Annotated in this window: 26 protein-coding genes and 1 pseudogene; 4 read left to right on the forward strand and 23 right to left on the reverse strand. The window is 63.8% G+C overall.

Annotated features, from left to right (window positions below):
- Positions 1–158: 158 nt before the first annotated feature.
- The 22 genes and pseudogenes from ACVW16_RS02445 to ACVW16_RS02550 form a co-directional block, all read right to left on the reverse strand.
- A complete protein-coding gene (locus ACVW16_RS02445) occupies positions 159–434 on the reverse strand; it encodes a DUF1467 family protein (RefSeq protein ID WP_456703818.1) in 276 nt (91 codons plus the stop codon).
- Positions 435–442: 8 nt separating this feature from the next.
- On the reverse strand, positions 443–847 hold the full coding sequence (gene mce / locus ACVW16_RS02450) for a methylmalonyl-CoA epimerase (protein WP_456703819.1): 405 nt from the start codon (positions 845–847) through the stop codon (positions 443–445).
- A 13-nt stretch (positions 848–860) separates the two neighbouring features.
- Positions 861–2,531, reverse strand: coding sequence for a ribonuclease J (locus ACVW16_RS02455; protein ID WP_456703820.1), 1,671 nt, complete (start codon positions 2,529–2,531; stop codon positions 861–863).
- Positions 2,531–3,337: a biotin--[acetyl-CoA-carboxylase] ligase gene (locus ACVW16_RS02460; RefSeq protein WP_456735304.1), complete on the reverse strand. Its 807-nt coding sequence runs from the start codon at positions 3,335–3,337 to the stop codon at positions 2,531–2,533. Before ACVW16_RS02460 ends, ACVW16_RS02455 begins: the two co-directional genes overlap by 1 nt.
- A gap of 1 nt (position 3,338) precedes the next feature.
- Complete coding sequence (gene nuoN, locus ACVW16_RS02465) at positions 3,339–4,775, reverse strand: NADH-quinone oxidoreductase subunit NuoN (protein WP_456735305.1); 1,437 nt, start codon at positions 4,773–4,775, stop codon at positions 3,339–3,341.
- Between the two features lie 22 nt (positions 4,776–4,797).
- The gene (locus ACVW16_RS02470; protein ID WP_456703823.1) at positions 4,798–6,306 is read right to left on the reverse strand and encodes an NADH-quinone oxidoreductase subunit M; all 1,509 of its coding nucleotides are present in this window, start codon (positions 6,304–6,306) and stop codon (positions 4,798–4,800) included.
- Positions 6,307–8,427 (reverse strand): NADH-quinone oxidoreductase subunit L, encoded by a 2,121-nt coding sequence (nuoL, locus tag ACVW16_RS02475; RefSeq protein WP_456735307.1) that lies wholly within the window; start codon positions 8,425–8,427, stop codon positions 6,307–6,309.
- An 8-nt stretch (positions 8,428–8,435) separates the two neighbouring features.
- Positions 8,436–8,744, reverse strand: a complete 309-nt coding sequence (gene nuoK, locus ACVW16_RS02480) for an NADH-quinone oxidoreductase subunit NuoK (RefSeq protein WP_008136131.1) — start codon at positions 8,742–8,744, stop codon at positions 8,436–8,438.
- Positions 8,745–9,380 (reverse strand): annotated as a pseudogene (locus ACVW16_RS02485) (NADH-quinone oxidoreductase subunit J); the annotation flags it as partial.
- Between the two features lie 9 nt (positions 9,381–9,389).
- Positions 9,390–9,878 (reverse strand): NADH-quinone oxidoreductase subunit NuoI, encoded by a 489-nt coding sequence (gene nuoI / locus ACVW16_RS02490; RefSeq protein ID WP_026232873.1) that lies wholly within the window; start codon positions 9,876–9,878, stop codon positions 9,390–9,392.
- A 14-nt stretch (positions 9,879–9,892) separates the two neighbouring features.
- The gene (gene nuoH / locus ACVW16_RS02495) at positions 9,893–10,960 is read right to left on the reverse strand and encodes an NADH-quinone oxidoreductase subunit NuoH (protein WP_456703826.1); all 1,068 of its coding nucleotides are present in this window, start codon (positions 10,958–10,960) and stop codon (positions 9,893–9,895) included.
- Positions 10,961–10,964: 4 nt separating this feature from the next.
- A complete protein-coding gene (gene nuoG / locus ACVW16_RS02500) occupies positions 10,965–13,040 on the reverse strand; it encodes an NADH-quinone oxidoreductase subunit NuoG (protein WP_456735308.1) in 2,076 nt (691 codons plus the stop codon).
- Positions 13,041–13,045: 5 nt separating this feature from the next.
- Positions 13,046–14,371 carry an NADH-quinone oxidoreductase subunit NuoF gene (gene nuoF / locus ACVW16_RS02505; RefSeq protein ID WP_456735309.1) on the reverse strand — a complete coding sequence of 442 codons (1,326 nt, stop codon included), beginning with the start codon at positions 14,369–14,371 and terminating at the stop codon, positions 13,046–13,048.
- 15 nt (positions 14,372–14,386) lie between these two features.
- A complete protein-coding gene (locus ACVW16_RS02510) occupies positions 14,387–14,590 on the reverse strand; it encodes a hypothetical protein (RefSeq protein WP_456703829.1) in 204 nt (67 codons plus the stop codon).
- On the reverse strand, positions 14,590–15,201 hold the full coding sequence (nuoE, locus tag ACVW16_RS02515) for an NADH-quinone oxidoreductase subunit NuoE (protein WP_456703830.1): 612 nt from the start codon (positions 15,199–15,201) through the stop codon (positions 14,590–14,592). Before nuoE ends, ACVW16_RS02510 begins: the two co-directional genes overlap by 1 nt.
- Before the next feature lie 10 nt (positions 15,202–15,211).
- The gene (locus ACVW16_RS02520; protein WP_456703831.1) at positions 15,212–16,177 is read right to left on the reverse strand and encodes an FkbM family methyltransferase; all 966 of its coding nucleotides are present in this window, start codon (positions 16,175–16,177) and stop codon (positions 15,212–15,214) included.
- A complete protein-coding gene (locus ACVW16_RS02525; RefSeq protein WP_456703832.1) occupies positions 16,174–17,370 on the reverse strand; it encodes an NADH-quinone oxidoreductase subunit D in 1,197 nt (398 codons plus the stop codon). Before ACVW16_RS02525 ends, ACVW16_RS02520 begins: the two co-directional genes overlap by 4 nt.
- Positions 17,371–17,419: 49 nt before the next feature.
- Positions 17,420–17,800 carry a four helix bundle protein gene (locus ACVW16_RS02530; protein WP_456735310.1) on the reverse strand — a complete coding sequence of 127 codons (381 nt, stop codon included), beginning with the start codon at positions 17,798–17,800 and terminating at the stop codon, positions 17,420–17,422.
- Positions 17,801–17,834: 34 nt separating this feature from the next.
- Positions 17,835–18,440 (reverse strand): NADH-quinone oxidoreductase subunit C, encoded by a 606-nt coding sequence (locus tag ACVW16_RS02535; protein ID WP_456703833.1) that lies wholly within the window; start codon positions 18,438–18,440, stop codon positions 17,835–17,837.
- 11 nt (positions 18,441–18,451) lie between these two features.
- Positions 18,452–19,033, reverse strand: coding sequence for a NuoB/complex I 20 kDa subunit family protein (locus ACVW16_RS02540; protein WP_456705302.1), 582 nt, complete (start codon positions 19,031–19,033; stop codon positions 18,452–18,454).
- Positions 19,030–19,395: an NADH-quinone oxidoreductase subunit A gene (locus tag ACVW16_RS02545; protein ID WP_027550614.1), complete on the reverse strand. Its 366-nt coding sequence runs from the start codon at positions 19,393–19,395 to the stop codon at positions 19,030–19,032. The genes ACVW16_RS02540 and ACVW16_RS02545 overlap by 4 nt, the downstream gene beginning before the upstream one ends.
- Before the next feature lie 566 nt (positions 19,396–19,961).
- Positions 19,962–20,477, reverse strand: coding sequence for a MarR family winged helix-turn-helix transcriptional regulator (locus ACVW16_RS02550; protein ID WP_456735311.1), 516 nt, complete (start codon positions 20,475–20,477; stop codon positions 19,962–19,964).
- 185 nt (positions 20,478–20,662) lie between these two features.
- Between ACVW16_RS02550 and ACVW16_RS02555 the strand changes: the two genes are divergently transcribed.
- Both ACVW16_RS02555 and ACVW16_RS02560 read left to right on the forward strand, forming a co-directional pair.
- Positions 20,663–21,853 (forward strand): Rieske 2Fe-2S domain-containing protein, encoded by a 1,191-nt coding sequence (locus ACVW16_RS02555; RefSeq protein WP_456735312.1) that lies wholly within the window; start codon positions 20,663–20,665, stop codon positions 21,851–21,853.
- A 1-nt stretch (position 21,854) separates the two neighbouring features.
- Positions 21,855–22,019 (forward strand): hypothetical protein, encoded by a 165-nt coding sequence (locus tag ACVW16_RS02560; RefSeq protein WP_456703836.1) that lies wholly within the window; start codon positions 21,855–21,857, stop codon positions 22,017–22,019.
- On the opposite strand, the gene ACVW16_RS02565 is transcribed toward ACVW16_RS02560, so the two are convergent.
- A complete protein-coding gene (locus tag ACVW16_RS02565; protein ID WP_456735313.1) occupies positions 22,016–22,879 on the reverse strand; it encodes an alpha/beta fold hydrolase in 864 nt (287 codons plus the stop codon). The genes ACVW16_RS02560 and ACVW16_RS02565 overlap by 4 nt on opposite strands.
- Before the next feature lie 217 nt (positions 22,880–23,096).
- Here ACVW16_RS02565 and ACVW16_RS02570 point away from each other — a divergent pair, with 217 nt between their 5' ends.
- Complete coding sequence (locus ACVW16_RS02570; protein WP_456703838.1) at positions 23,097–23,300, forward strand: hypothetical protein; 204 nt, start codon at positions 23,097–23,099, stop codon at positions 23,298–23,300.
- Positions 23,301–23,728: 428 nt separating this feature from the next.
- Positions 23,729–23,917, forward strand: coding sequence for a hypothetical protein (locus ACVW16_RS02575; protein WP_456703839.1), 189 nt, complete (start codon positions 23,729–23,731; stop codon positions 23,915–23,917).
- Positions 23,918–24,290 lie beyond the last annotated feature (373 nt).

Here is a 24,290-nt window from a genome sequence, read left to right on the forward strand (position 1 = left end):
AAGCAATGAAACAGGTACAAAATTCTAGGCGAGTGGTGAGACCAGGCAAGGCCCGTTCGGGAGGCGTTCTCACTCTGGGCTGCGGCCCCTCACTTTGCCTGGACGATACTTCGCATCGCCAGGATCAATCCGACCTCTCGTCCCCGGGGAGAGGTGAACTAAAACGGCATTCCCATCAATTTCGTCAGCCGATCGAGCGAGAGATAGCCGGCGTGATAGGCGCTGACTCCAAGGCCATAGATGATCGCCGAGATGATCGTGGTCCAGATCAGCTTGCCCTTCATGCCTGTCAGAACAGGGGCGCCGGGGTCCGTGCCCGGGGCGCCGCCGCCGTCCTCGTGCTGGCTGCGGACGCCGAACGGCAGCGTCAGGAACAACGCGAGCCACCAGATGACAAAGTAGATCGCGAGCGCGGTTGAGATCTGCGCAGCCATGTCCGCTCCTACGCCTGCTCGATTTCGACCAGCGCGCCGGAAAAGTCCTTCGGGTGCAGGAACAGCACCGGCTTGCCATGCGCGCCGATCTTCGGCACGCCGTCGCCGAGCACCCGCGCTCCCTCCTTCACCAGCGTGTCGCGCGAAGCGATGATGTCGACGACCTCGTAGCAGATGTGATGGATCCCGCCGTCGGCATTGCGCTCGAGAAATTTTGCGATCGGCGAGGCCTCGCCGAGCGGCTCGATGAACTCGATCTTGGTGTTGGGGAGCGTCGCGAACACGGTGGTGACGCCGTGCTCGGGCAGCGGCACGGCTTCCGAAATCTGCGCCCCGAACGCCGCGCCGTAGATCCTGGCGGACTTGACGGCATCCCTGGTCGCGATCGCGACGTGGTTGAGGCGACCCAGCATGTTTCTCTCCCCGTTACACCGTCAGGACGTGGACCAGACAGGGGGGCTTTTTGCCCCAATGTTCGTTGATGACCGCCCGGACGGCGCGTCGCACCGATTCAGCCAGCGCATCCGGATCCCTGCGCCGCGCCCTCGGCAGGCCTTCGATGGTGGACATCACGGCATCGAAGACGATGTCGTCAAACGCCTCGCCCGCCCGGTTCTTCTCGGGAATGCCGACCAGATCGACCTCGGGCTCGTCGGCCAGCTCGCCCTGCGCGGTCATGGCCACGGCGACGAAGGCACAGCCGGAGAATGCCATGCGGCGGCGCTCGACCACCGCGCGGGATTTGGCGTCCTCGAGGATGTTGCCGTCCTTGTAGAGCCGGCCCGACGGCACCTCGCCGACCACGCCGGGATCGCCGGGGCCGAGCTTGACGAGGTCGCCGTTGCGAATGACCAGGACACGCGGCACACCGGCGGCGCGCGCGAGCTTGGCGTGCTCGCTCAGGTGCAGGGCTTCGCCGTGAACGGGGATCAGCAGCTGCGGCTTCACCCAGGAGATCATGTCGCGCAGCTCGTCGCGGCGCGGATGGCCTGACACGTGCACCAGATGATCGCGGTCGGTGAGGACCTCGACGCCCTGCAGCACGAGATTGTTGATGATCGAGCCGACCGCCTTCTCGTTGCCGGGAATCGTGCGCGAGGAGAAGATCACGCTGTCGCCGCGGTTGAGCGTGATTTCGGGATGGTCGTCATTGGCGATGCGCGCCAGCGCCGCGCGGGACTCGCCCTGGCTGCCGGTGCACAGCGCCAGCACCTTGTCCTGCGGCAGATGGCCGTAGACCTCGGGCGAGCGGAAGTTCTGGACGCCGTCGAGGTAGCCGGTCTCGCGCGCGACCTGCACCACGCGCTCCATGGCGCGGCCGACCACGACGACCTCGCGGTCGGCCGCCTTCGCTGCGTCGGCGACGGCCTTGATGCGCGCGACGTTGGAGGCGAAGGTCGTGACCGCGACGCGGCCTTTTGCAGCCTTCACCAGATCGATGATGGTGCGGGCGACCTCGGCTTCCGAGGGCGAGCGGCCGTCGCGGACGGCGTTGGTGGAATCGCCGATCAAGGCGAGCACCCCCTCCTCGCCGAGCTCGCGCAGACGCTTCTCGTCGGTCGGACGGCCGAGCGTCGGCGTCGGATCGATCTTCCAGTCGCCGGTGTGCAGCACCACTCCGGCCTCGGTGTGGATCGCCAGTGCATGCGCTTCCGGAATCGAATGCGCGACCGGAATGAACTCGACATTGAACGGGCCAACATCGATGCGGCCGCCAGAGGGGACGACGGTGACGGGGATGTTGGGGGCATTGCGCTCGGCGGCGCATTTGGCCTCGAACAGCGCCGCGCTGAATGGCGTCGCGTAGATCGGACATTTCAACCGTGGCCAGAGGTCGATGATGGCGCCGAAATGATCCTCATGGGCGTGGGTCAACACCAGCCCCATCAGGTTCTTGCGTTCCTTCTCCAGGAAGCTGATGTCGGGCATGATCAGGTCGATGCCGGGCAGATGCTCCTCGTCGCCGAAGGAGACGCCGAGATCGACCGCCAACCACGAACGCTGCTGGCGATTGCCGAGGCCATAGATCGACAAATTCATGCCGATCTCGCCGACACCGCCGAGCGGCGCAAATACCAGTTCGTCGGGCCTCGCCATCACGCAGCTCCTACCGAACGGACCGGGCCGAAGAACACCTCGCCCGCGGTCACAGGCACAAGCTGCCCTTCCACTGTGCGGACAATCAGGCAGCCGGTGTCGTCGATCGTGTCAAAAATGCCTTCCAGCACCATCGTTTCCGTGTGGATCGCGACCGGCTCACCTAGGCCGGCGGCGCGCTCCAGCCAGAGCTTGCGGATCTCGGCAAAGCCACGGCCGTTGTCCCAGATGCCGCGGAATTCGACCCAGGCGTCCGACAGCGCCGAGAACAACTCCTCCGCACTGATCTGGACCCCGAGGGCTGCGAGCGACACCGCCGGCGTGGGCGTGCCCTCGGGCGCCGCCACGATGTTGGTGCCGATGCCTGTAACGATGGCCAGGCGATCGCCGACCGCCTCGGCTTCCAGGCCGATGCCGACCAGCTTCTTGCCGTTGGCCAGGACGTCATTCGGCCATTTCAGGGCGTAGCGCGGTCTATCAGGGCCGAGCCGGAGCACGGCCTCGAGGCTGACTTTCTCCAGCGCCGCCTCTTCGGCCAGCCCAGCGGCGAAACCGATCGTGGCGGCCAGTGCAGGCGCGACGTCGAGGACTTCGAGAACGCTGGACGCCAGATTGCCCTTCGGAGCGATCCAGGGGCGCTGACGGCGGCCGCGGCCGGCCGTCTGCTCTGATGTGACGAACCACATCGGGCCGGGCTCGCCGGCCCGGGCCGCTTCGATGGCGTCGGCATTGGTCGAGCCGGTCCGCTCCATCGCAGCGAGCTTGTAGCCCGCCGCGACCGCGCGAGGACCGAGCGCGAACCCCATCCTAGAACAGCGACTTGGCGGCGGCGGAGGCGACGCTCACCACCGGCCCCGCGAACAATGCGAACAGGATGTTGAACAGGCCCGCGACCGCCAGCACCGTCTTGACCTCGACCCTGACGGGATCGACCTGGCCGGCCGGCTCGTCGAAATACATCGTCTTGACGATGGCGAGATAGTAGTAGGCGCCCACGACGCTGGAGAGCACGCCGATCACCGCGAGGGTGAACAGGTTCGCCTTGATGGCGGCAACGAACACGTACCATTTGGCGAAGAAGCCGGCGAGCGGCGGAATGCCGGCGAGCGAGAACAGCAGCATCGCAAACATGAAGGCCAGCAGCGGATTGGTGCGCGACAGACCTGCGAAGTCGCTGATCTGTTCGACAGCCTGGCCGTTGCGCTTCATCGCGAGGATGATCGAGAACGAGCCGAGCGTCATCGCGACATAGATCACGATGTACATCAGCACGCCCTGCGCACCCTCGACCGTGCCGGAGGCAAGGCCGACCAGGGCAAAGCCCATATGGCCGATCGAGGAATACGCCATCAGGCGCTTGATGTTGCTCTGGCCGATCGCGGCGAACGAGCCCAGCGCCATCGAGGCGATCGCCACGAACACCAGGATCTGCTGCCATTGCGAGACGATGCCGGGGAATGCGGTCAGCGTGACGCGGGTGAACACTGCCAGCGCGGCGACCTTCGGCGCCGAGGCGAAGAAGGCGGTGACCGGTGTCGGCGCGCCCTCGTACACGTCAGGCGTCCACATGTGGAACGGCACGGCCGAGACCTTGAAGCAGAGGCCGGCGAGCAGGAACACCAGGCCGAACACGAGGCCGGTATTCGAGATGGTCGCGGCCGCGGCGATGCCGGCGAAGCTGACCGTGCCGGTGAAGCCATACACCAGCGACGAGCCGTAGAGCAGCATGCCCGAAGACAGCGCGCCCAGCACGAAATATTTCAAGCCCGCCTCGGTCGATTTCGCGTTGTCGCGGTTCGAGGCCGCCACGACGTAGAGCGCGAGCGACATCAATTCGAGGCCGAGATAGAGCGAGATCAAATCGCCGGCCGAGATCAGCACCATCATGCCGAGCGTCGAGAGCAGCACCAGGATCGCGTACTCGAAGATGCGCCGCGACGGATCGGCCAGGAATTCGGTCGACAGGATCAGCGTCACCGCCGAACCGATCAGCGCCAGCATCTTCATGAAGCGGGCAAAATCATCGACGATGAAGCTGCCGCCGAAGGTGACCTGCTTGCCTGACGGCAGCATGTATTCGAGCGCGCCGACCACGATGAGCAGCAGCACCGCGAGCGCGGTGACCCCGCTGGTGGTGCCCTGCCCGCGATAAGCGCCGAGCATCAGAAGCGCCATGGCGCCGACCGCGAGCACGAGCTCGGGCAGCACCGGCGCCAGTTGATAACCTGCAGTCGTAAAGCTCATGGCGATATCCTGACCTGCCCGATCACTGGAGCAGTGCGGCGGCCTTCACGGCCGTCACAGCGGTGTTGTAGTTGGTGACGAGTTGCTGGACCGAGGCGGCCGACATGTCGAGCACCGGCTTCGGATAGACGCCGAACAGGATCGTCAGCGCGATCAGCGGAAACAGCGTCACGCACTCACGCAGCGTGAGATCCTTCATGCTCATCAGCGTCGGCTTGACCAGCGCTCCGAACACGACCTTGCGGTAGAGCCAGAGCGCGTAGCCGGCCGAGAGGATGACGCCAAAGGTCGCGAAGAACGCGGTCGGGATCGAGACCTTGAAGGTACCGAGCAACGTCATGAATTCGCCGACGAAGCCTGACGTGCCGGGCAGACCGACATTGGCCATGGTGAAGACCATGAAGGTCAGCGCGTAGAGCGGCATGCGGTTGACGAGGCCGCCATAGGCCGCGATCTCGCGGGTGTGCAGGCGGTCGTAGACGACGCCGACGCAGAGGAACAGCGCGCCCGAGACGATGCCGTGCGAGATCATCTGGAACACCCCGCCGGCGACGCCCTGCATGGTGCCGGCGAAGATGCCCATGGTGACAAATCCCATGTGAGCAACCGACGAGTATGCGATCAGCTTCTTCATGTCCTCCTGCATCAGCGCCACCAGCGAGGTGTAGATGATGGCAATCGCGGACATGGTGAAGATCAGCGGCGCGAAGTCGTGCGAGGCCAGCGGGAACATCGGCAACGAGAAGCGCAGGAAGCCGTAGCCGCCCATCTTCAAGAGGATTGCGGCGAGGACCACGGAGCCTGCCGTCGGCGCCTCGACGTGTGCGTCGGGAAGCCAGGTGTGCACCGGCCACATCGGCATCTTCACCGCGAACGAGGCGAAGAAGGCCAGCCAGGCCCAGGTCTGCAGCGACCGCGGCACGGCGGTGTGCATCAGGGTCGGGATGTCCGTGGTGCCGCCGTTCCAGTACAGCGCCATGATGGCGAGCAGCATCAGAACCGAGCCGAGCAGCGTGTAGAGGAAGAACTTGAACGATGCGTAGACCCGGCGCGGGCCGCCCCAGACACCGATGATCAGGAACATCGGGATCAGGCCGCCCTCGAAGAACAAGTAGAACAGCACGAGATCGAGCGCCGAGAAGGTGCCGATCATCAGCGTTTCCAGGATCAGGAACGCCATCATGTATTCGCGGACGCGGTTCGAAATCGCCTTCCAGCTCGCGATGATGCAGAACGGCATGATCGCGGTGGTCAGGATCACCAGCGGCAGCGAGATGCCGTCGACGCCCATGTGGTAAGTGATGCCGGTGGCGAGCCAGCTCGCCTTCTCGACGAACTGGAAGTCGGCATTCGAAGGGTCGAAGCGCATGACCAGGAGCACCGACACCGCGAAGGTGATCAGCGTGGTCCACAGCGCGATCCAGCGCGAATTGCGCTTGGCCGCCTCGTCATCGCCGCGGCTCAGGTAAACGATCAGCGCGCCGACCAGCGGCAGGAACGTGGTGACCGAAAGGATGGGCCAGGTTGTCATTTACTGGCCTCCAAAGCCGAACATGAACCAGGTGATCAGGCCGGCGGCGCCGATCAGCATGGCGAATGCGTAGTGATAGAGATACCCGGTCTGGATCTTGACGACGTTGCGGGTGACATCCAGCACGCGGGCCGAAATGCCGTCGGGCCCGAAGCCGTCGATGATGAAGCCGTCGCCCTTCTTCCAGAGCTGGTAGCCGATCCACTTCGCCGGACGGACGAAGATATAATCGTAGAGCTCGTCGAAGTACCATTTGTTGAGCAGGAACTTGTAGAGCATCGGCTGCGTGTTCGCGAGCTCAACCGGGAGGTAGGGCTTGCGGATGTAGAAGGTGTAGGAGACCAGGAAGCCGCCGACCATCATCAGGAAGGGCAGCCAGCCCAGCAGATGCGGCATGTTCTCCATATCCTCGAGGATGTGCGGGTTCATCTTCACGGACTCGCGGAAGAATTCCTCCACGCCGTGAGGACTGACGAAGATCTCCTTGAACGGGAAGCCGGCAAGGACCGAGCCGACGGCCAGCACGCCGATCGGGATCAGCATCCAGATCGGGCTCTCATGCGCGGCCTCGTAGTGCTCCTGGTCGTGGGGCTCGCCGAAGAAGGTCTTGAACACCAGACGCCAGGAATAGAACGAGGTCAGGCCGGCCGCCACGACCGTCAGCAGATAGGCATAGGTCGAGAACGGATTGTGCGAGGCGTAGGCCGCCTCGATGATGGCGTCCTTGGAGAAGTAGCCGGCGAACAGCGGGAAGCCGGTCAGCGCCAGCGTGCCGACGGTCATCACCGCGAAGGTGTACGGGATCTTCTTCCAGAGACCACCCATGTTGCGGATGTCCTGCTCGTGGTGCATCGCGTAGATCACCGAGCCGGAACCCAAGAACAGCAGCGCCTTGAAGAAGGCGTGCGTGAACAGGTGGAACATGCCGACTGAATAGGCCCCTGCGCCCATCGCCACGAACATGTAGCCGAGCTGCGAACAGGTCGAATACGCCACGATGCGCTTGATGTCGTTCTGGACCAGACCGATGGTCGCCGCGAAGAACGCGGTGGTCGCACCGAAGAACATCACGACGGCCTGGGCATTCGGGGCGAGCTCGAACAGCGGCGACAGCCGCGCCACCATGAACACGCCCGCGGTGACCATGGTCGCCGCGTGGATCAGCGCCGACACCGGGGTCGGGCCTTCCATCGCGTCCGGCAGCCAGGTGTGCAGCAGGAACTGCGCCGACTTGCCCATCGCGCCCATGAACAGCAGGAGGCAGGTCAGGGTCAGCGCATCGGCATGCCAGCCGAGGAAATCGATGGTCTTGCCGGTCAGGCCGGGCGCGGCATGGAAGATCGTCTCGAAATCGGTCGAGTTCGTCAGCATGAAGATCGAAAAGATGCCGAGCGCGAAACCGAAATCGCCGACGCGGTTGACCACGAAGGCCTTGATGGCGGCGGCGTTCGCCGACGGCTTCTGGTACCAGAAGCCGATCAGGAGATAGCTCGCCAGACCCACGCCTTCCCAACCGAAGAACAGCTGCACGAGATTGTCCGCCGTCACCAGCATCAGCATGGCGAAGGTGAACAGGCTCAGATAGCCGAAGAAGCGCGGCCGGTTCGGATCCTCGTCCATGTAGCCGATGGAATAGAGGTGCACCAGCGAGGACACGGTCGTCACCACGACCAGCATCACGGCGGTCAGCGTGTCGACGCGCAGCGTCCACCAGACCTCGAGATCGCCGGAAAAGATCCAGGGCAGGAGCTGGATCCTGAGGTCATGGCCGTTGAAGCCGACATCGACCAGCGTCATCCAGGACAGCGCGGCCGAGACGAACAGCAGCGCCGTGGTGATCAGCTCGGCGCCACGCGAGCCCGCAGCCGGGGGCTCGACCGGGCCGTGGCCGTGGTCGTCATGCCCGTCGCCGGGCTCATGGTGGGTCTCGTGGATGACGGACGCATCCTCGTTAATCTTGTGGGACGCGTGGGCGTCGGCGCCAAGGGCGTGATCATGACCGTGATCGCCATGATGCTCGACCTCGTCGCCCGAGGGGTTGCGGCCATGTGCGCCGACGAGCGAGATCAGGCCGGCCAGAATGGCGCCCAGCAGCGGCAGGAAAACGATTGCCTGAACCATTTGAGAGCTCAGCCCTTCATCAGATTGACGTCCTCAACCGCGATCGAGCCACGGTTGCGGAAATAGACCACCAGGATGGCAAGACCGATCGCGGCCTCGGCGGCCGCCACGGTCAAGACAAGCAGCGCGAAGACCTGACCGACGATGTCGCCGAGGAAGGTCGAGAATGCCACCAGGTTGACGTTGACCGAGAGCAGGATCAGCTCGATCGACATCAGGATGACGATGATGTTCTTGCGGTTGAGGAAGATGCCGAGGATCCCGAGCGTGAACAGGATCGCGCCGACCGCCAGATAATGCCCGAGCCCGATCGTCATTTTCACCCACTCCGCAGCGTCGGCATCCGAGAGCCCCTGCCCCGGCGCCACCTTGCGCATCGCCATCGCCATCTCGGGCGTGCGTGCGTTCTGAACGTTGATGTCCTGCCGCTTCACGCTGGCCTTATGACGCAGCGTCAGAACGATGGCGCCGATCATGGCGACCAGCAGGACCATGCCCGAAAGCTGGAAGTAGTGGACGTACCTCGTATAGAGCACGAGGCCCAGCGCCTCGGTGTTCGAGACGTTGGCCGGGATCGGCGCCGTGATGGTCTTGCTCACGGTCGGGTTGATGACCCAGGCACCGACGGTCAGAAGCAGCTCGAACAGGAAGATGCCGCCGATCACGACACCCACCGGCAGGTACTGGATGAAGCCTTCGCGCAGCTCGATGAAGTCGACATCCAGCATCATGATGACGAACAGGAACAGCACCGCGACCGCGCCGACATAGACGACGATCAGGATCATCGCGAGGAATTCGGCTCCCATCAGCACGAACAGGCCGGAGGCGTTGACGAAGGCCAGGATCAGGAACAGCACGGAGTGCACGGGATTGCGCGAGACAATCACCATCACCGCCGAGGCGACGCAGACGCCGGCGAAGAGATAGAAGAACAGCGCGGGAAGGATCATGTTCTCATCTCACCGGTAAGGCGCGTCGAGCTCGATCGCCTTCGCGATCTCGCGTTCCCAGCGGTCGCCGTTGGCGAGCAGCTTGGCCTTGTCATAGAACAGTTCCTCGCGGGTCTCGGTCGCGAACTCGAAGTTCGGACCTTCGACGATGGCGTCGACGGGACAGGCCTCCTGGCACAGGCCGCAATAGATGCATTTCACCATGTCGATGTCGTAGCGCACGGTGCGACGGGTACCGTCGTTGCGGCGCGGGCCGGCTTCGATGGTGATGGCCTGCGCGGGGCAGACCGCTTCGCACAGCTTGCAGGCGATGCAGCGCTCTTCGCCGTTCGGATAGCGGCGCAGCGCATGCTCGCCGCGGAAGCGCGGCGAGATCGGGCCCTTCTCGAACGGATAGTTCAGCGTCGGCTTCGGCTGGAAGAAATAGCGCATGGCGAGGAAGAACGCCGAGACGAATTCCGACAGCAGAAGCGAGCGTGCAGTGGCGTTGATGTTGATACCCATGACGGCCCTCACTTCGGCGCGATGCCGGCGAATTGCAGCACGCCTGCCACCACGACCACCATCACCAGCGACAGCGGCAGGAACACCTTCCAGCCGAGGCGCATCAGTTGGTCGTAGCGGTAGCGCGGCACGATCGCCTTTGCCATCGCGAACAGGAAGAACATGAAGAAGACTTTGAGCGAGAACCAGATGATCCCGGGCACCCAGTTGAAGGGCGGCAGGTCCACCGGCGGCAGCCAGCCTCCGAGGAACAGGATGGTCGCCATGGCGCACATCGTGACGATCGCGACGTATTCGCCGAGCATGAACAGCAGATACGGCGTCGAGCCGTATTCGACCATGAAGCCGGCGACGAGCTCGGATTCCGCTTCGACGAGGTCGAAGGGCGGACGGTTGGTTTCAGCGAGCGCCGAGACGTAGAACACCACGAACATCGGCAACAGCGGCCAGACGTACCAGTTCAGGATCGTCAGCTGCGGCAGCCCGATCAGGCCGGCGAGACCGCGCACGTGCTGGGCCTCGACCACGGCGGAGAGGTTCAGCGAGCCGGCGCAGAGCAGCACCGTGATGATGACGAAGCCGATCGAGACTTCATAGGACACCATCTGCGCCGCCGAACGCAGCGCGGCCAGGAACGGGTATTTCGAGTTCGACGACCAGCCGGCCATGATGATGCCGTAGATCGACAGCGACGAGATCGCGAAGATGAAGAGGATGCCGACATTGATGTCGGAGATCACCCAGCCGAGGTTGGTCGGGATCACCGCCCAGGCCGCGAGCGCGAGCACGCAGGAGACCAAGGGAGCAAGCAGGAAGACGCCCTTGTTGGCGCCGGCCGGAATGATCGGCTCCTTCAGCACGAATTTGAGCAGATCGGCGAAGGACTGGAACAGGCCCCAGGGGCCGACCACGTTCGGGCCGCGGCGTATCTGCACCGCCGCCCAGATCTTGCGGTCAGCGAGCAGGATGTAGGCGATCGCGACCAGCAGGACGACGAGCACCAGCAGGCTCTCAAGGACCATGAGGATCAGCGGCCAGAGGAAGCCGGTCCAGACTGCGCTTTCGAAGAATTCCATCGGCTTACTCCGCTGCGCTCAGCATCTGCCCGGAGGCAAGCCGCGAGCATTCCGCCATCACCGCCGACGCACGCGCGATTGGGTTGGTCAAATAGAAGTCCTCGATGAGGGCCTTGAACGGCGCCTTCTCCGGCGCGCCGCCCCTCCCTGCCAGCTTCTGGATCTGGTCGGCTGTGCCTGCCTCGATCTGGTCGAGACGGATCAGATGCGGCACGGTCTTGAAGATCACCTGGCGCAGCGCGGCAAGCGAGTCGTAGCCGAGCTTCTTGCCGAGTGCTTCCGACAGCGCGCGAACGATCGCCCAGTCCTCGCGGGCCTCGCCCGGCGGGAACGCGGCGCGGCCCGTCATCTGCACGCGGCCCTCGGTGTTGACGTAGATCGCGGACTTCTCGGTGTAGGCGGCCGCCGGCAGGATCACGTCGGCACGATGCGCGCCGCGGTCACCATGGGTGCCGATGTACACGACGAAGGTGCCATCAGGCGCCTTGATCTCGTCGGCGCCGAGCAGAAACAAGAGGTCGAGCGTGCCGAAGGTCGTCATCTGCGCGGCGTTCAGACCGCCCTGACCTGCGGCGAAGCCGATATCGAGCGCCCCCACGCGCGAGGCGGTCTCGTGCAGCACGCCGAAGCCGTTCCAGCCGTCCTTCACCGCGCCGACATCGAGCGCGAGCTTGGCGGCGGCGGCCAGAATGGCAGCGCCATCGTGACGCGAGGCCGCGCCTGCGCCGACCAGGATGATCGGATTCTTGGCGTTCTTCAGCACGTCCATGAAGGAGTGCTTGCCGGACGCGAGCTCACCGAGCGTCTCGGTGCCCGCGCCGAGATGGTCATAATCGTAGGTCAGATCGGCCTTGGCGCCGATCACGCCGACCTTGAAGCCGCCGGTGCGCCAGCGCTTGCGGATCCGGGCATTGAACACCGCCGCCTCTTTCCGCGGATTGGCGCCGACGATGAGCAGCGCATCGGCCTGCTCGACGCCTGCAAGCGTCGGATTGAAGATGTAGGAGCCGCGGCCGAGCGCGGGATCGAAGGCGTCGCCGCCCTGCACCGCCAGATTGGCCGAGCCGAACTTGGCGAGCAGATCCTTCAACGCGAACATCTCTTCGACGCCGGCGAGATCGCCCGCGATCGCGCCGATGCGCTTGCCATCGGTGCGCGCCGCCTTGGCCGCGATCGCAGCGAAGGCTTCGGGCCAGCTCGCCGCGCGCAGCTTGCCGGCTTGCCGGATATAGGGCCGGTCCAGGCGCTGGGTGCGCAGGCCATCGACGATATGGCGGGTCTTGTCGGAGATCCACTCCTCGTTCACGGCCTCGTTGATCCGCGGCAGCACGCGCATCACCTCACGGCCGCGGGTGTCGACGCGGATCGCCGATCCGACGCCGTCCATGACGTCGATCGACTGGGTCTTGCCGAGCTCCCACGGACGCGCCGCGAAAGCATAGGGTTTTGAGGTCAGCGCACCGACCGGGCAGATGTCGACGAGATTGCCCTGCAGCTCGGAGGTCAGCGCGTGCTCGAGATAGGTTGTGATCTCCATGTCCTCGCCGCGCCCCGTCGCGCCCATTTCGGGCGCGCCGGCGACTTCCGCCGAGAAGCGGACACAGCGCGTGCACTGGATGCAGCGATTCATCGAGGTCTTGACCAGCGCGCCGAGGTACTTGTCCTCGACCGCGCGCTTGTTCTCGGCGAAGCGGCTGGTGTCGACACCATAGCCCATCGCCTGGTCCTGCAGGTCGCACTCGCCGCCCTGGTCGCAGATCGGGCAGTCCAGCGGATGGTTGATCAGAAGGAATTCCATCACGCCTTCGCGTGCCTTCTTCACCATCGGTGAACGCGTGGAGATTTCCGGCGGCTCCCCCTTGGGGCCCGGACGGCAGTCGCGCACGCCCCAGGCGCAAGATGCGACCGGCTTCGGGCCACCCTTCACCTCGACGAGGCACATCCGGCAATTGCCGGCGATCGACAGCCGTTCGTGATAGCAGAAGCGCGGAATCTCGGCGCCGGCCGCCTCGCACGCCTGAAGCAGCGTGTACTCGGCGGGAACATCGATCTCTTTGCCGTCGATGATGAGCTTGGTCATTCTCTCTACTCCGCCGCGACCATGTTCACGGGATCGCGGACGCCGGCATCGTCGATGTCGGCCTTGTGCGAATATTCGTCGATGCGCGCTTCGATCTCATGACGGAAATGCGCGATCAGGCCCTGGATCGGCCAGGCCGCCGCGTCGCCGAGCGCGCAGATGGTGTGGCCTTCGACCTGCTTCGTCACCTCGAGCAGCATGTCGATTTCGCGCTTGTGCGCGCGGCCCTCGGCCATGCGGGTCAGCACGCGCCACATCCACCCCGTGCCCTCGCGGCAGGGCGTGCACTGGCCGCAGCTCTCGTGCTTGTAGAAATAGGAGATGCGGGCGATGGCGCGGATCAAATCGGTCGACTTGTCCATCACGATCACGGCCGCAGTGCCGAGGCCCGAACGCAGCTTGCTTAAGGAGTCGAAATCCATCGGCGTGTCGATGATCTGCTCGGCCGGCACCATGCGCACGGAGGAGCCGCCGGGAATCACGGCCTTCAGGTTGTCCCAGCCGCCGCGGATGCCGCCGCAATGCTTGTCGATCAGCTCACGGAACGGAATGCCCATGGCTTCCTCGACGTTGCAGGGCCGCTCGACATGGCCGGAGACGCAGAACAGCTTGGTGCCGACATTGTTCGGACGGCCGATGCCGGCGAACCAGGCGGCGCCACGGCGCAGGATGTCGGGTGCAACGGCGATCGACTCGACGTTGTTGACGGTGGTCGGGCAGCCGAACAGACCGACGTTCGCCGGGAACGGCGGCTTCAGGCGCGGCTGGCCCTTCTTGCCTTCGAGGCTTTCGAGCAGCGCGGTCTCTTCACCGCAGATGTAAGCGCCGGCGCCGTGCGCGACGTAGATGTCGAACGGCCAGCCGTTGACATTGTCCTTGCCGACCAGCTTGGCGTCATAGGCCTGGTCGATCGCGGCCTGAAGGTGCTCGCGCTCGCGGATGAACTCGCCGCGGACATAGATGTAGCAGGTGTGCGCGTTCATTGCGCAGCTCGCGATCAGGCAGCCCTCGATCAGCAGGTGCGGATCGTGCCGCATGATCTCGCGATCCTTGCAGGTGCCGGGCTCGGATTCGTCGGCGTTGACGACGAGATAGCTCGGTCTTCCGTCGGTCGATTCCTTCGGCATGAAGGACCATTTCAGGCCGGTCGGGAAGCCGGCGCCGCCGCGGCCGCGCAGGCCTGACGCCTTCATCTCGTTGATGATCCAGTCGCGACCCTTGTCGATGATGTTCTTGGTACCATCCCAGGCGCCACGGCGCCGCGCGCCCTCGAGCCCCCAATCATGGAGGCCGTAGAGGTTCTTGAAGATGCGATCCTTGTCCTCGAGCATATCAGCGCTTTCCGATCAACGGTTGGCTTGCTTGTAGGCAAGCCCGGCGGCGCAGACGGCGAAGGTCAGCGCCCAGAGCAGACTGGTTTCCTGCGTCGCGTTCATCACGAAGCGCTGCAGCAGGAACATGAAGGCGGCCGCAAGCGCGGCATGCATGGCGACGAAGCCCCATTTCTGCACGGCTTCGCTCCCCAGGTTCGCGTGAGACGGAAGACCCATCAGGAGGTCTCCTTCAGCGTGGTCGGCCCGCCCATCGGTGCGGAGAACTGGCGGCCGTTCTGCGGACCGGGCTTCGGCGGATTGCCCGAGGCGAAGCCGTCGAGCACCTTGCCGAAGGTCTCCTTGGTCAGGTCCTCATAGGTGTCCTTGCCGATCAGCACCATCGGCGCGTTCACGCAGGCGCCCAGGCACTCCACCTCTTCCCAGCTGAAATTGCCGTCCTTGGAGAGATGGAAAGGATCGTGATGGATCCGGCTCTCGCAGACGTGGATGAGGTCTTCGGCACCGCGCAGGCGGCACGGCGTTGTGCCGCAGACCTGGACGTGGGCCTTCTTGCCGACGGGGGCGAGCTGGAACATCGTGTAGAAGGTCGCGACCTCGAGCACGCGGATATAGGGCATGTCGAGCAAATCGGCGACGGCGCGGATCGCGGCTTCCGACACCCAGCCCGCGTGCTGCTCCTGGACGCGCCAGAGGATGGCGATGACGGCCGAGGCCTGGCGTCCGGCCGGGTATTTCGCGATCTGCTGCCTGGCGAAGGCAAGGTTCTCGTCCGTGAACGTAAAGCTCGCGGGCTGGACTTCCTTCGGTGCTAATCGGCGAACGGACATGTCTTATCTCTCACTGCATGCGGCGCGCGTTTTTCGCATTCAGGGCATTGATCCTGTCCTGCCAGAATGCGCTTGCGGTACCGAAAACGTTGTAGCCGACGTGGGTCGAGACCTTGATGCGGTCGAGGATCGACAGCTCGGTGACGGTCTCCAGCCGGTTGGTGCGCGGATCGAGCACGATCAGCTTCAGCGGCGTCTGCTCGAGAATGTAGCGCGACACCGCGTGAGAGCGGTCGCTGCCGTGCTCCTCGCACATGATGACGCTGTCGGTCTGCAGGAGCCGGGCGCCGCCCTTGATCGCCTCGATCTCGACGCCCTCGACGTCGAGCTTGATCAGGTACTTGCCGGTGCTTGCGACCTTGCCGTCGTCGATCAGATTGTCGAGCGCGAGGACGGTCACTTCCTCACCGCCGTCCGACGGAGCACCGGCGATGCTGAAGGCCTCGTGCTTGGTGCCCGAGAGACGCGCGGTGCCGCGCGAGGCACCAATCGCACACTTCATGGTCTCGAAGCGATTGCCGTTGACGCGGGCATTGTTGGCGAGCTTCGGATAGTTCTGGCCCGACGGCTCGATCGCGATCGCCTTGTGCGCGCCGAACGGCTCGCTCGACACCAGCACCGACCAGTAGCCATAATTGGCGCCGCAATCGAGCAGCGTGTAGTCGACGTCGATGGAGTCGGTGAACAGCAGCTCCAGCTCGTCCTCGTAGCAATAGGACCGGTTGAGCAGCTTGCTCCAGTAACCGTCGCCATAAGGAAATTCGAACACCGCGTCCGGATTGAGCTTGATCGCGATATTGCGCTCGGGCAGCGTTTTCCGCAGCAGATTGGCGCAGGCGATGTAGCCCATATGCGAGAAGTGCGAGGAGATCTTCGATCCCGTCACCAGCGCCAAGGCAGCCGTCCGCTCCCACAGGTTGGCCCCTTCAAGGGCCCCCGAGGCACGGTCAAACTGGATTGGCGCCTGCGCCGTCACCGGTCGACCTCTCCGAACACGATGTCGAGCGAGCCGAGAATGGCCGAGACGTCGGCGAGCAGATGACCGCGGCAGATGTGGTCCATCGCCTGGAGATGGGCAAAGCCCGGCGCGCGGATCTTGCATTTGTAGGGCTTGTTGGTGCCGTCGGAGATCAGATAGACGCCGAACTCGCCCTTGGGCGCCTCGACCGCGGCGTAGATTTCGCCTTCCGGCACGTGAACGCCTTCGGTGTAGAGCTTGAAGTGGTGGATGAGGGCTTCCATCGAGCGCTTCATCTCGCCACGGCGCGGCGGCGCCACCTTGTTGTCTTCGACGACGACGGGGCCCTTCCCGTCAGGCGCGTTCAGCTTCTGGATGCACTGCTTCATGATGCGCACGGACTGGCGCATCTCTTCCATGCGGATCAGATAGCGATCGTAGCAGTCGCCGTTCTTGCCGATCGGAATGTCGAAATCCATCTCGGCGTAGCACTCATAGGGCTGCGACTTGCGCAGGTCCCAGGCCGCGCCCGAACCGCGCACCATCACGCCGGAGAACCCCCACTCCCAGGCCTCCTTCAGCGACACCACGCCGATATCGACGTTGCGCTGCTTGAAGATGCGGTTGGCGGTGAGCAGGCGATCGAGGTCGTCGACGACCTTCAGGAATGGGTCGCACCAGGCGTCGATGTCATCGACCAGCTTCTGCGGAAGGTCCTGATGCACGCCGCCGACGCGGAAGAAGGCTGCGTGCATGCGGCTGCCCGAGGCGCGCTCGTAGAACACCATCAGCTTCTCGCGCTCCTCAAAGCCCCACAGCGGCGGGGTCAGCGCGCCGACGTCCATCGCCTGCGTGGTGACGTTGAGAAGATGCGACAGGATGCGGCCGATCTCGCAATAGAGCACGCGGATCAGCTGGCCGCGGCGCGGCACCTCGATTCCGAGCAGCTTCTCGGCGGCGAGGCAGAAGGCGTGCTCCTGGTTCATCGGCGCGACGTAGTCGAGCCGGTCGAAATAAGGGATCGCCTGGAGATAGGTCTTCTGCTCGATCAGCTTCTCGGTGCCGCGGTGAAGCAGGCCGATATGGGGGTCGACGCGGGCGACGACTTCGCCGTCAAGCTCCAGCACGAGGCGCAGCACGCCGTGCGCGGCCGGATGCTGCGGCCCGAAGTTGATGGTGAAATTGCGCAGGTTCTCGGGTTGCTCGTTCATGACGCAGCTCCTGCTGCGAGGCGAATGGCGAATAGCGAGTGGCGAATGGTCATTTCGTGGACTTGTCCTGCAGAGAACGTATCAACGCGCGAAGCATTTTGCCTAAGCTCTCGCATCGACCTAAGACGGGCTCCAGATCGGAAGCGGTCAAAATCCTGACACGCTCCGCCAAGAGCAGATGAGTTTCCAGCTCCTTGAGCGATCCCTGCGAAATTCGCAGCGATTGCACGAAACTGCCGGTGTTTTCGCGCCCATGTCCTTCCGCAACGTTTGCCGGAATGGACGCTGCCGCACGTCTGATTTGCGAAGTCAGCCCGAACAGTTCGGCGCGAGGGAATTGAGCGGTCAGTCGATGGCAGGATTCCGCCAGAGACATGGCATCCTGCCATGCTCTCAGGTCCCGATACGAATTGATCGACTGGTCGCTCAACTAACATCCCTATTCGCCACTCGCTATTCGCTACTCACTGCTTCGCCTTCTCGTCACCGGGAAGCGGATAGTCCGCCCCTTCCCATGGCGAGAGGAAATCGAACTTGCGGAATTCCTGGTTGAGCCGGACCGGCTCGTACACCACGCGCTTCTCCTGGTCGTCGTAGCGGACCTCGAGGAAGCCGGTCAGCGGGAAGTCCTTGCGCAGCGGATGCCCCTCGAAACCGTAATCGGTGAGGATGCGGCGCATGTCGGGATGACCGACGAAGAACACGCCGTAGAGATCGTAGGCCTCGCGCTCGAACCAGTCGGCGCCGGGGAACACCTCGATCAGCGACGGCACCTGGGTGGTCTCGTCGGCCTGGGCCTTGAGGCGGATGCGCGTGTTCAAGGTGGGTGACAGGAAGTGATAGATCACGTCGAAGCGCTTCTCGCGCGACGGATAGTCGGCGGCCGTGATGTCGGTGAAGTTGACGAAACGGCAGCTCGGATCGTCGCGGAGGTACTTGACCACCTCGACGATCTTGCTGACCTCGACATCAACCGTGAGCTGGTTGAAGGCCACCTGATAACCCGTGGCGGCGCCCGGAAGCGCGCTCACGATCGTCTGCCCCAGGGCGTCGAGCTTGGCGTCGTCCATGACGTAAAACCTTAGCGTTCGATGGTGCCGGTGCGGCGGATCTTCTTTTGCAGCAGCAGCACGCCGTAGAGCAGCGCTTCCGCCGTGGGCGGGCAGCCCGGCACGTAGATGTCGATCGGCACGATGCGGTCGCAGCCGCGCACGACCGAGTAGGAATAGTGGTAGTAGCCGCCGCCATTGGCGCATGAACCCATCGAGATGACGTAGCGCGGCTCGGGCATCTGGTCGTAGACCTTGCGCAGCGCGGGCGCCATCTTGTTGGTGAGCGTGCCGGCGACGATCATCACGTCGGACTGGCGCGGCGAGGCACGCGGCGCGAAGCCGAAGCGCTCGACGTCGTAGCGCGGCATCGACACCTGCATCATCTCGACCGCGCAGCAGGCGAGGCCGAAGGTCATCCACATCAGCGAGCCGGTACGGGCCCACGTGATGAGGTCGTCGGTCGCGGCCACGAAGAAGCCCTTGTCGGACAGTTCGTGATTGACCTCGAGGAAGAACGGATCATTGGCCCCGACCGGACGGCCGGTCGACGGATCCAGGATGCCCTTGGGGGCCGGCGCGACCACCGGACCGGCTGAGGGTGCAGGGTTCAATCCCATTCGAGTGCGCCTTTCTTCCATTCATAGGCGAAGCCCACCGTCAGCACGGCGAGGAACACCAGCATGGACCAGAAGCCCGTCGCGCCAAGCTTGCCGAACGCCACTGCCCACGGAAACAGGAACGCCACCTCCAGATCGAAGATGATGAAGAGGATGGCGACCAGATAGAAGCGGACGTCGAACTTCATACGGGCGTCGTCGAAGGCGTTGAAACCGCACTCATACGCCGACAGCTTTTCCGGGTCCGGCTGCTGGAACGCGACGATGAACGGAGCGATCAGCAGCACCAGGCCGATGAGGCCCGCTACCCCTATAAAGACGACGAGTGGAAGATAGTTCTGTAGAATGCCGCTCATTGACGAGCCCTTTTTCCCGCAGCCTCGGGACAGCCACGGATTCGTCCGATTTGGAATTATTCTGAGCCTTAGCGCAGTGCACCAATGGGCGCAAGACACGCTCTTTTCAGGCCCTTTGCTGCTCCCAGACCGGTGGAAATCCCGGAATCACCCCGCGGCTGATATGGAGCAGATCGCCTGACGCGACAAGGGCGGCCACCGTTTCGCAGGCCAGCGGCCCCGAGATCGCCGCGCACCGGCCGTGTCAGCTATTTGCCGGGATCGTCGGTGAAAAGGGCCCAGTTTTTTTCGCTGCGGCGGCTCACCCAGACCCGGCCAGCGACCGCAATCGGGCCCCCGACCGTCACCCAAGCGACATCCTGCCCGCTCCTACCCAGAGCAGCGCGGCCAGCAGGCCCATGACGGCCGCGGCGGCGAGCAGACGAGGCGCAGCAACGACAGCTATCCACAGGCGCGCTCGAAGGAGGAGCCATGCATCATGGCAGGACCGGGGCTCGTCTGGCGAATGCGTCGGCCTTGGCACGTAAGATGATTTCCGAAGATGCTTTCGGAAGACGTCCTGGCCATCAGCGCGAGATCTTCTCGGCTTCGAGCATGGCTTCCGCGGTCGCGGTGAGACGATCAATCTGTGCGAGCAACATCTCCACTTCGTCCTTGCTTAATTGCGCGAGCAGCATCCGGTTGCGTTCCTGCGCGCCTTCGACGATCGCGTCATGCGCTGCAAGCCCGGCAGGCGTCAGCGACACCAGCACCTCACGGCTGTCCTTTGGATTTTCCGACTTCGCGATCAGCTTGCGCGAGACGAGTTCGGCCAGCGCGCGGCTGATCTGGCCTTTATCCTGGCCGACAGCCTCGGCGAGCCGAGCCACGCTCATCGGCGCTCGCCGGCCGATGGAAGCGACCAAGCCGAACTCGACCGAGGACAATCCGGCAAGACGCTTGTAGCGAAGGATCGCACCGCGCTTGAGCAAATTGGCCAGCACCATCAGCCGTGACGACAGCATCACTGTGATCGGCGCCGGCGGATGATCGTCGTCCGTTTCGGACGACTCGCGCACGTCCCTGCTCGATGTCTGGCTCATGGTTCACCTCTGCCAAGAAAGCCAACACGTGCCAAGTGTTGGTAGCGCAACCTTCGCAACGTGATCCGAATGCGACCAGCAGGCACCACGAAATATCGTTGACAGTGTCATCGACATTATCTTTCATTCCGTCAACGCACAAGAACGGCCCGGCCATCCAAACGCCTGGGACGGGAGGAACAAGGATGACGATCACCCAGCTGGATCGCGATCTCGGCACGGCTTATGCGATGAAGCCGGCGAACACGCGCACCGAGCTCACCTCCGTCGTGCGCGGCACGCCGATGGGCGAACTCCTCCGCCGCTACTGGCATCCGGTCGGCCTCACCGATGACGCCACCGAGACGCCGAAGAAAGTGCGCGCACTGGCTGAGGATCTGGTGCTGTTCCGCGACAGGCATGGCCGAGCCGGCCTGCTGCACGCCCGCTGCTGCCACCGCGGCACCACGCTTTATTATGGCAAGGTCGAGGAGGACGGCATCCGCTGCTGCTATCACGGCTGGAAGTTCGACACCGAAGGTCATTGCCTCGAGCAGCCGTGCGAGCCCGACGGCGGCCAGTTCAAGGACAAGGTGCGCCAGCCCTGGTATCCGGTCGAGGAACGCTACGGCCTGATCTTCGCCTATATGGGGCCGGCCGAGAAACGCCCGGTGCTGCCGCGCTACGAGTGCCTTGAAAACATGGACCACGGCGAATTCGTCGAGGCCGACGATTCCTCGATCGGCGGCGGCGGCCCGGCCGTCATCCCCTGCAACTGGCTGCAGCATTTCGAGAACGTGGTCGATCCCTATCACGTGCCCGTGCTGCATGGCTCGTTCTCGGGTCCGCAATTCACTGACATGATGGCCTCGATGCCGGAGGTGAAGTTCGACAAGACGCCGCGCGGGGTTGCCGTGCGCTCGATCCGCAAGCAGGACGGCGGCCGCGCGTTTTACCGAGTCACCGAAGCGGCGCTGCCCACCTTGCGCGTCGTGCCGAACCCGCGCGTGGCGCAGTTCGCCCGGGTCGAATCGATCGGCTGGACGCTACCGATCGACGACACCTCGTTCCGCATCTACGTCGCCGGCCGCGTCAAGAATTCCGGCGACATCGGCCGCATGCGCTCGACGTTCAACGGCAAGTTCTGGTGGGACATGACGGAGCAAGAACACCAGAAATTCCCTGGAGATTACGAGGCCCAGGTCGGGCAAGGCGAGGTCACGGTGCATTCCGAGGAGCATTTCGGCCAGAGCGACCGCGGCATCTTGTTGATCCGGCGCATGCTGACGGAGCAGCTGGAAGCGATGGAAGCAGGTCGCGATCCAATCGGCGTTTCGTTCGACGCAAGCGCGCCGCCGGTGGAATTCGAAGCAGGGAACTACATCCGCGAAGGCTGATATGCCCAGCTCCGATCCGGGCTGGACCAACATCGGCCGCCCCCACGACCGCCGGCGATCACCTCAGGCATCGCCGGCCCGTCTTGTCGCGCTCACCGCGACCTGCTCCGGCCAGGGCGTCGGCGGCGCGGACATCCGCGGCGCCGGCATAAAACGCGCCAGCTAAGGGCTCATGAAGGCCAGCATGTCCGCAATCAGCCGCTCGCCATGGGTCAGCGGCAGCGGATGCGGCCCGCCTTCGTAGACAACGAGCTTGCTGCCCTTGATCAGCTTCGCGGTCTTGGCCCCGGTCAGGGGCAACGGCGCGCTGGCGTCCTTGTCGCCGTGCAGGATCAATGTCGGGCAATCGATGCCTGCGGCAGCCGCGCGCACATCCGCGAAGGAGTTGGAGTTGCGGCAGGCCAGCGCCACTGGCAGCGACACGCGCAGCATCATCTCGCGGATCCAGGTCCGCGTGATCTCCGGCGTCTCGGGCAGGAAGAACGGCGCTTCATTCGCCGCGATCCATTTGGCGAAATCGCGGGCGACGGCCGCGTTGTCGGCTTCGATCATCGCCTTCGGAACCGCATCCGGATTGTCCTCGGTCTGGACCAGGAACGGCGTCGTCGGCGCGACCAGCACCAGCCTTGCGATCCGGTCCGAGCCGTATCGTCCGAGATAGTTGACCGCCTCCACTGTCCCCATGGAGAAACCGACCAGGGTGACCTCGCGCAGATCGCGCGCCTCGATGATATCAGCGACGTCATCGGTCAGCGTCTCCAGGTCGTAGCCCGATGACGGCATCTCGGAGCGGCCGTGGCCGCGCCGGTCGGGGGCGATACAGCGGAAGCCTTTGTCGTTGAGCGCTGCAATGTGGCTGCCCCAGGTGCTGGAGTCGAACGTCCAGGCTGCCAGCAGCAGCACCGGCTTTCCGTTGCCCCAGTCCTGTACGAACAGCTTCGTGCCATCCCTGGCGGTCACATAGGGCGATCGCGCAGCCAGCTGGGCGGTTTCGAGTAACGAGGCTTGGATGGTTGGACGATTCATGGTGCTTCTCCCTTGCCGCGTTGTTCGCGGCCGATGGAAGCGATCATGGACGTCGGGATTGGGCCTGCGCGATTACGCAGCAGGTAAGACTGCGCAAGGTGAAGCGGCGAAATCGCGACAATGAAACCATTTTGCGGAACCCGCGAAACGATCCGGAAACAGATGCTCCTTAAGACGTCAGCCTACAGACGGCGCCAAAGCCCGTCGGGAGGCTTCGATGAACCACTCAATTCACTCTGCAGATCGGGGTACCCACCTGAAGATCGTGGTGGTGGCGCTGGTGGCCGGCATCGCAGTGGCCGCCTTCGGAATCGCAGCCCGCACCAACGCCGATTACAGCCAGACCGCCCAGTCCACCCACGTGATCAAGGCCGGAAAGCCGGTGGCGATCACCAGCTCCGGCACCTCTGCGATTCGCTAAGCGCGAAAAAAGGTCCGGTTTGAGACACAATGGCCGCCTTCGGGTGGCCTTTGGCTTTTGGCATCGACTGAGGATCAACGCCCAAGACTTTGACAGAACGAAGTAAATTCATCGCCCGACCGGCCATGACCGCGGCGGAGCGTGGTGTCGATTCTGAAGGGGATGTTGCCACGGAAGGGGGTGTTGCCAAAAATGACGCGAGAGACGGGCTCGAACCCGCGACCTCCGGCGTGACAGGCCGAATAGGGCTAACGATTTCAGGCCTCGCTGACACTCTGGCGCTCTTGAAGCTGCACGCCGACAGCAACAAGTGTCAGGATGCGCAGGAGTAGCCTTCTCGGCAGATTGTACTCTCTGTGGTACCCATCATTTGTGGTATTCCAGTCATCAGCGACCTGCTAATGCGCCCGTGATGATCGGGACCGCTCATGAAAGAAATCCTCGCCCACATTGAAACTCTTCGGGCGAACATCACCAAATGCGAGGAGCTTGAGCGGTCGGCCAAGAGCGCTGTCAAGCGAAGTGTCTTTTGCCGTACGGCGGCGCACTACAGGATTTTGGCTGGCGAGCTGGAGCGCGCATTAGCCGAAATGCAGGCCAAAGACGCCGCAGAGTAAAAGTGCACAGACGGAACAAGCCATCTTTGGTTAAACGCGGCCATTGCGTTAATAGTTCTTTACTTCCGATCAGCCCGGCTGCCCTGCGCGCCCGGGTTTTTCGTTGTCCTAATTCGATTTGGCAGGTGTTTGAATTAGGACAGCACCCGAATTAGAGGTGTGCTCGTTCGGCCCTGTGTATCCTTTGATACTTAGCAGGCGAACGAATCTTGCTACTATTTCCCGAACAGAGGGCGGGCAACGAAGGTATTTCCCGGACAGAGGGCGTGCAATGGAACGTCTAAGGGATTCACTGGCGGAACTCGAAGCGCCCGTCTGCCCCAATTGCCGCGTCGGCATGAAGTGGTTTCGATCCGAGCTGGTGCAAGACGAC

It is taken from the genome of Bradyrhizobium sp. USDA 4474 (assembly GCF_054057515.1).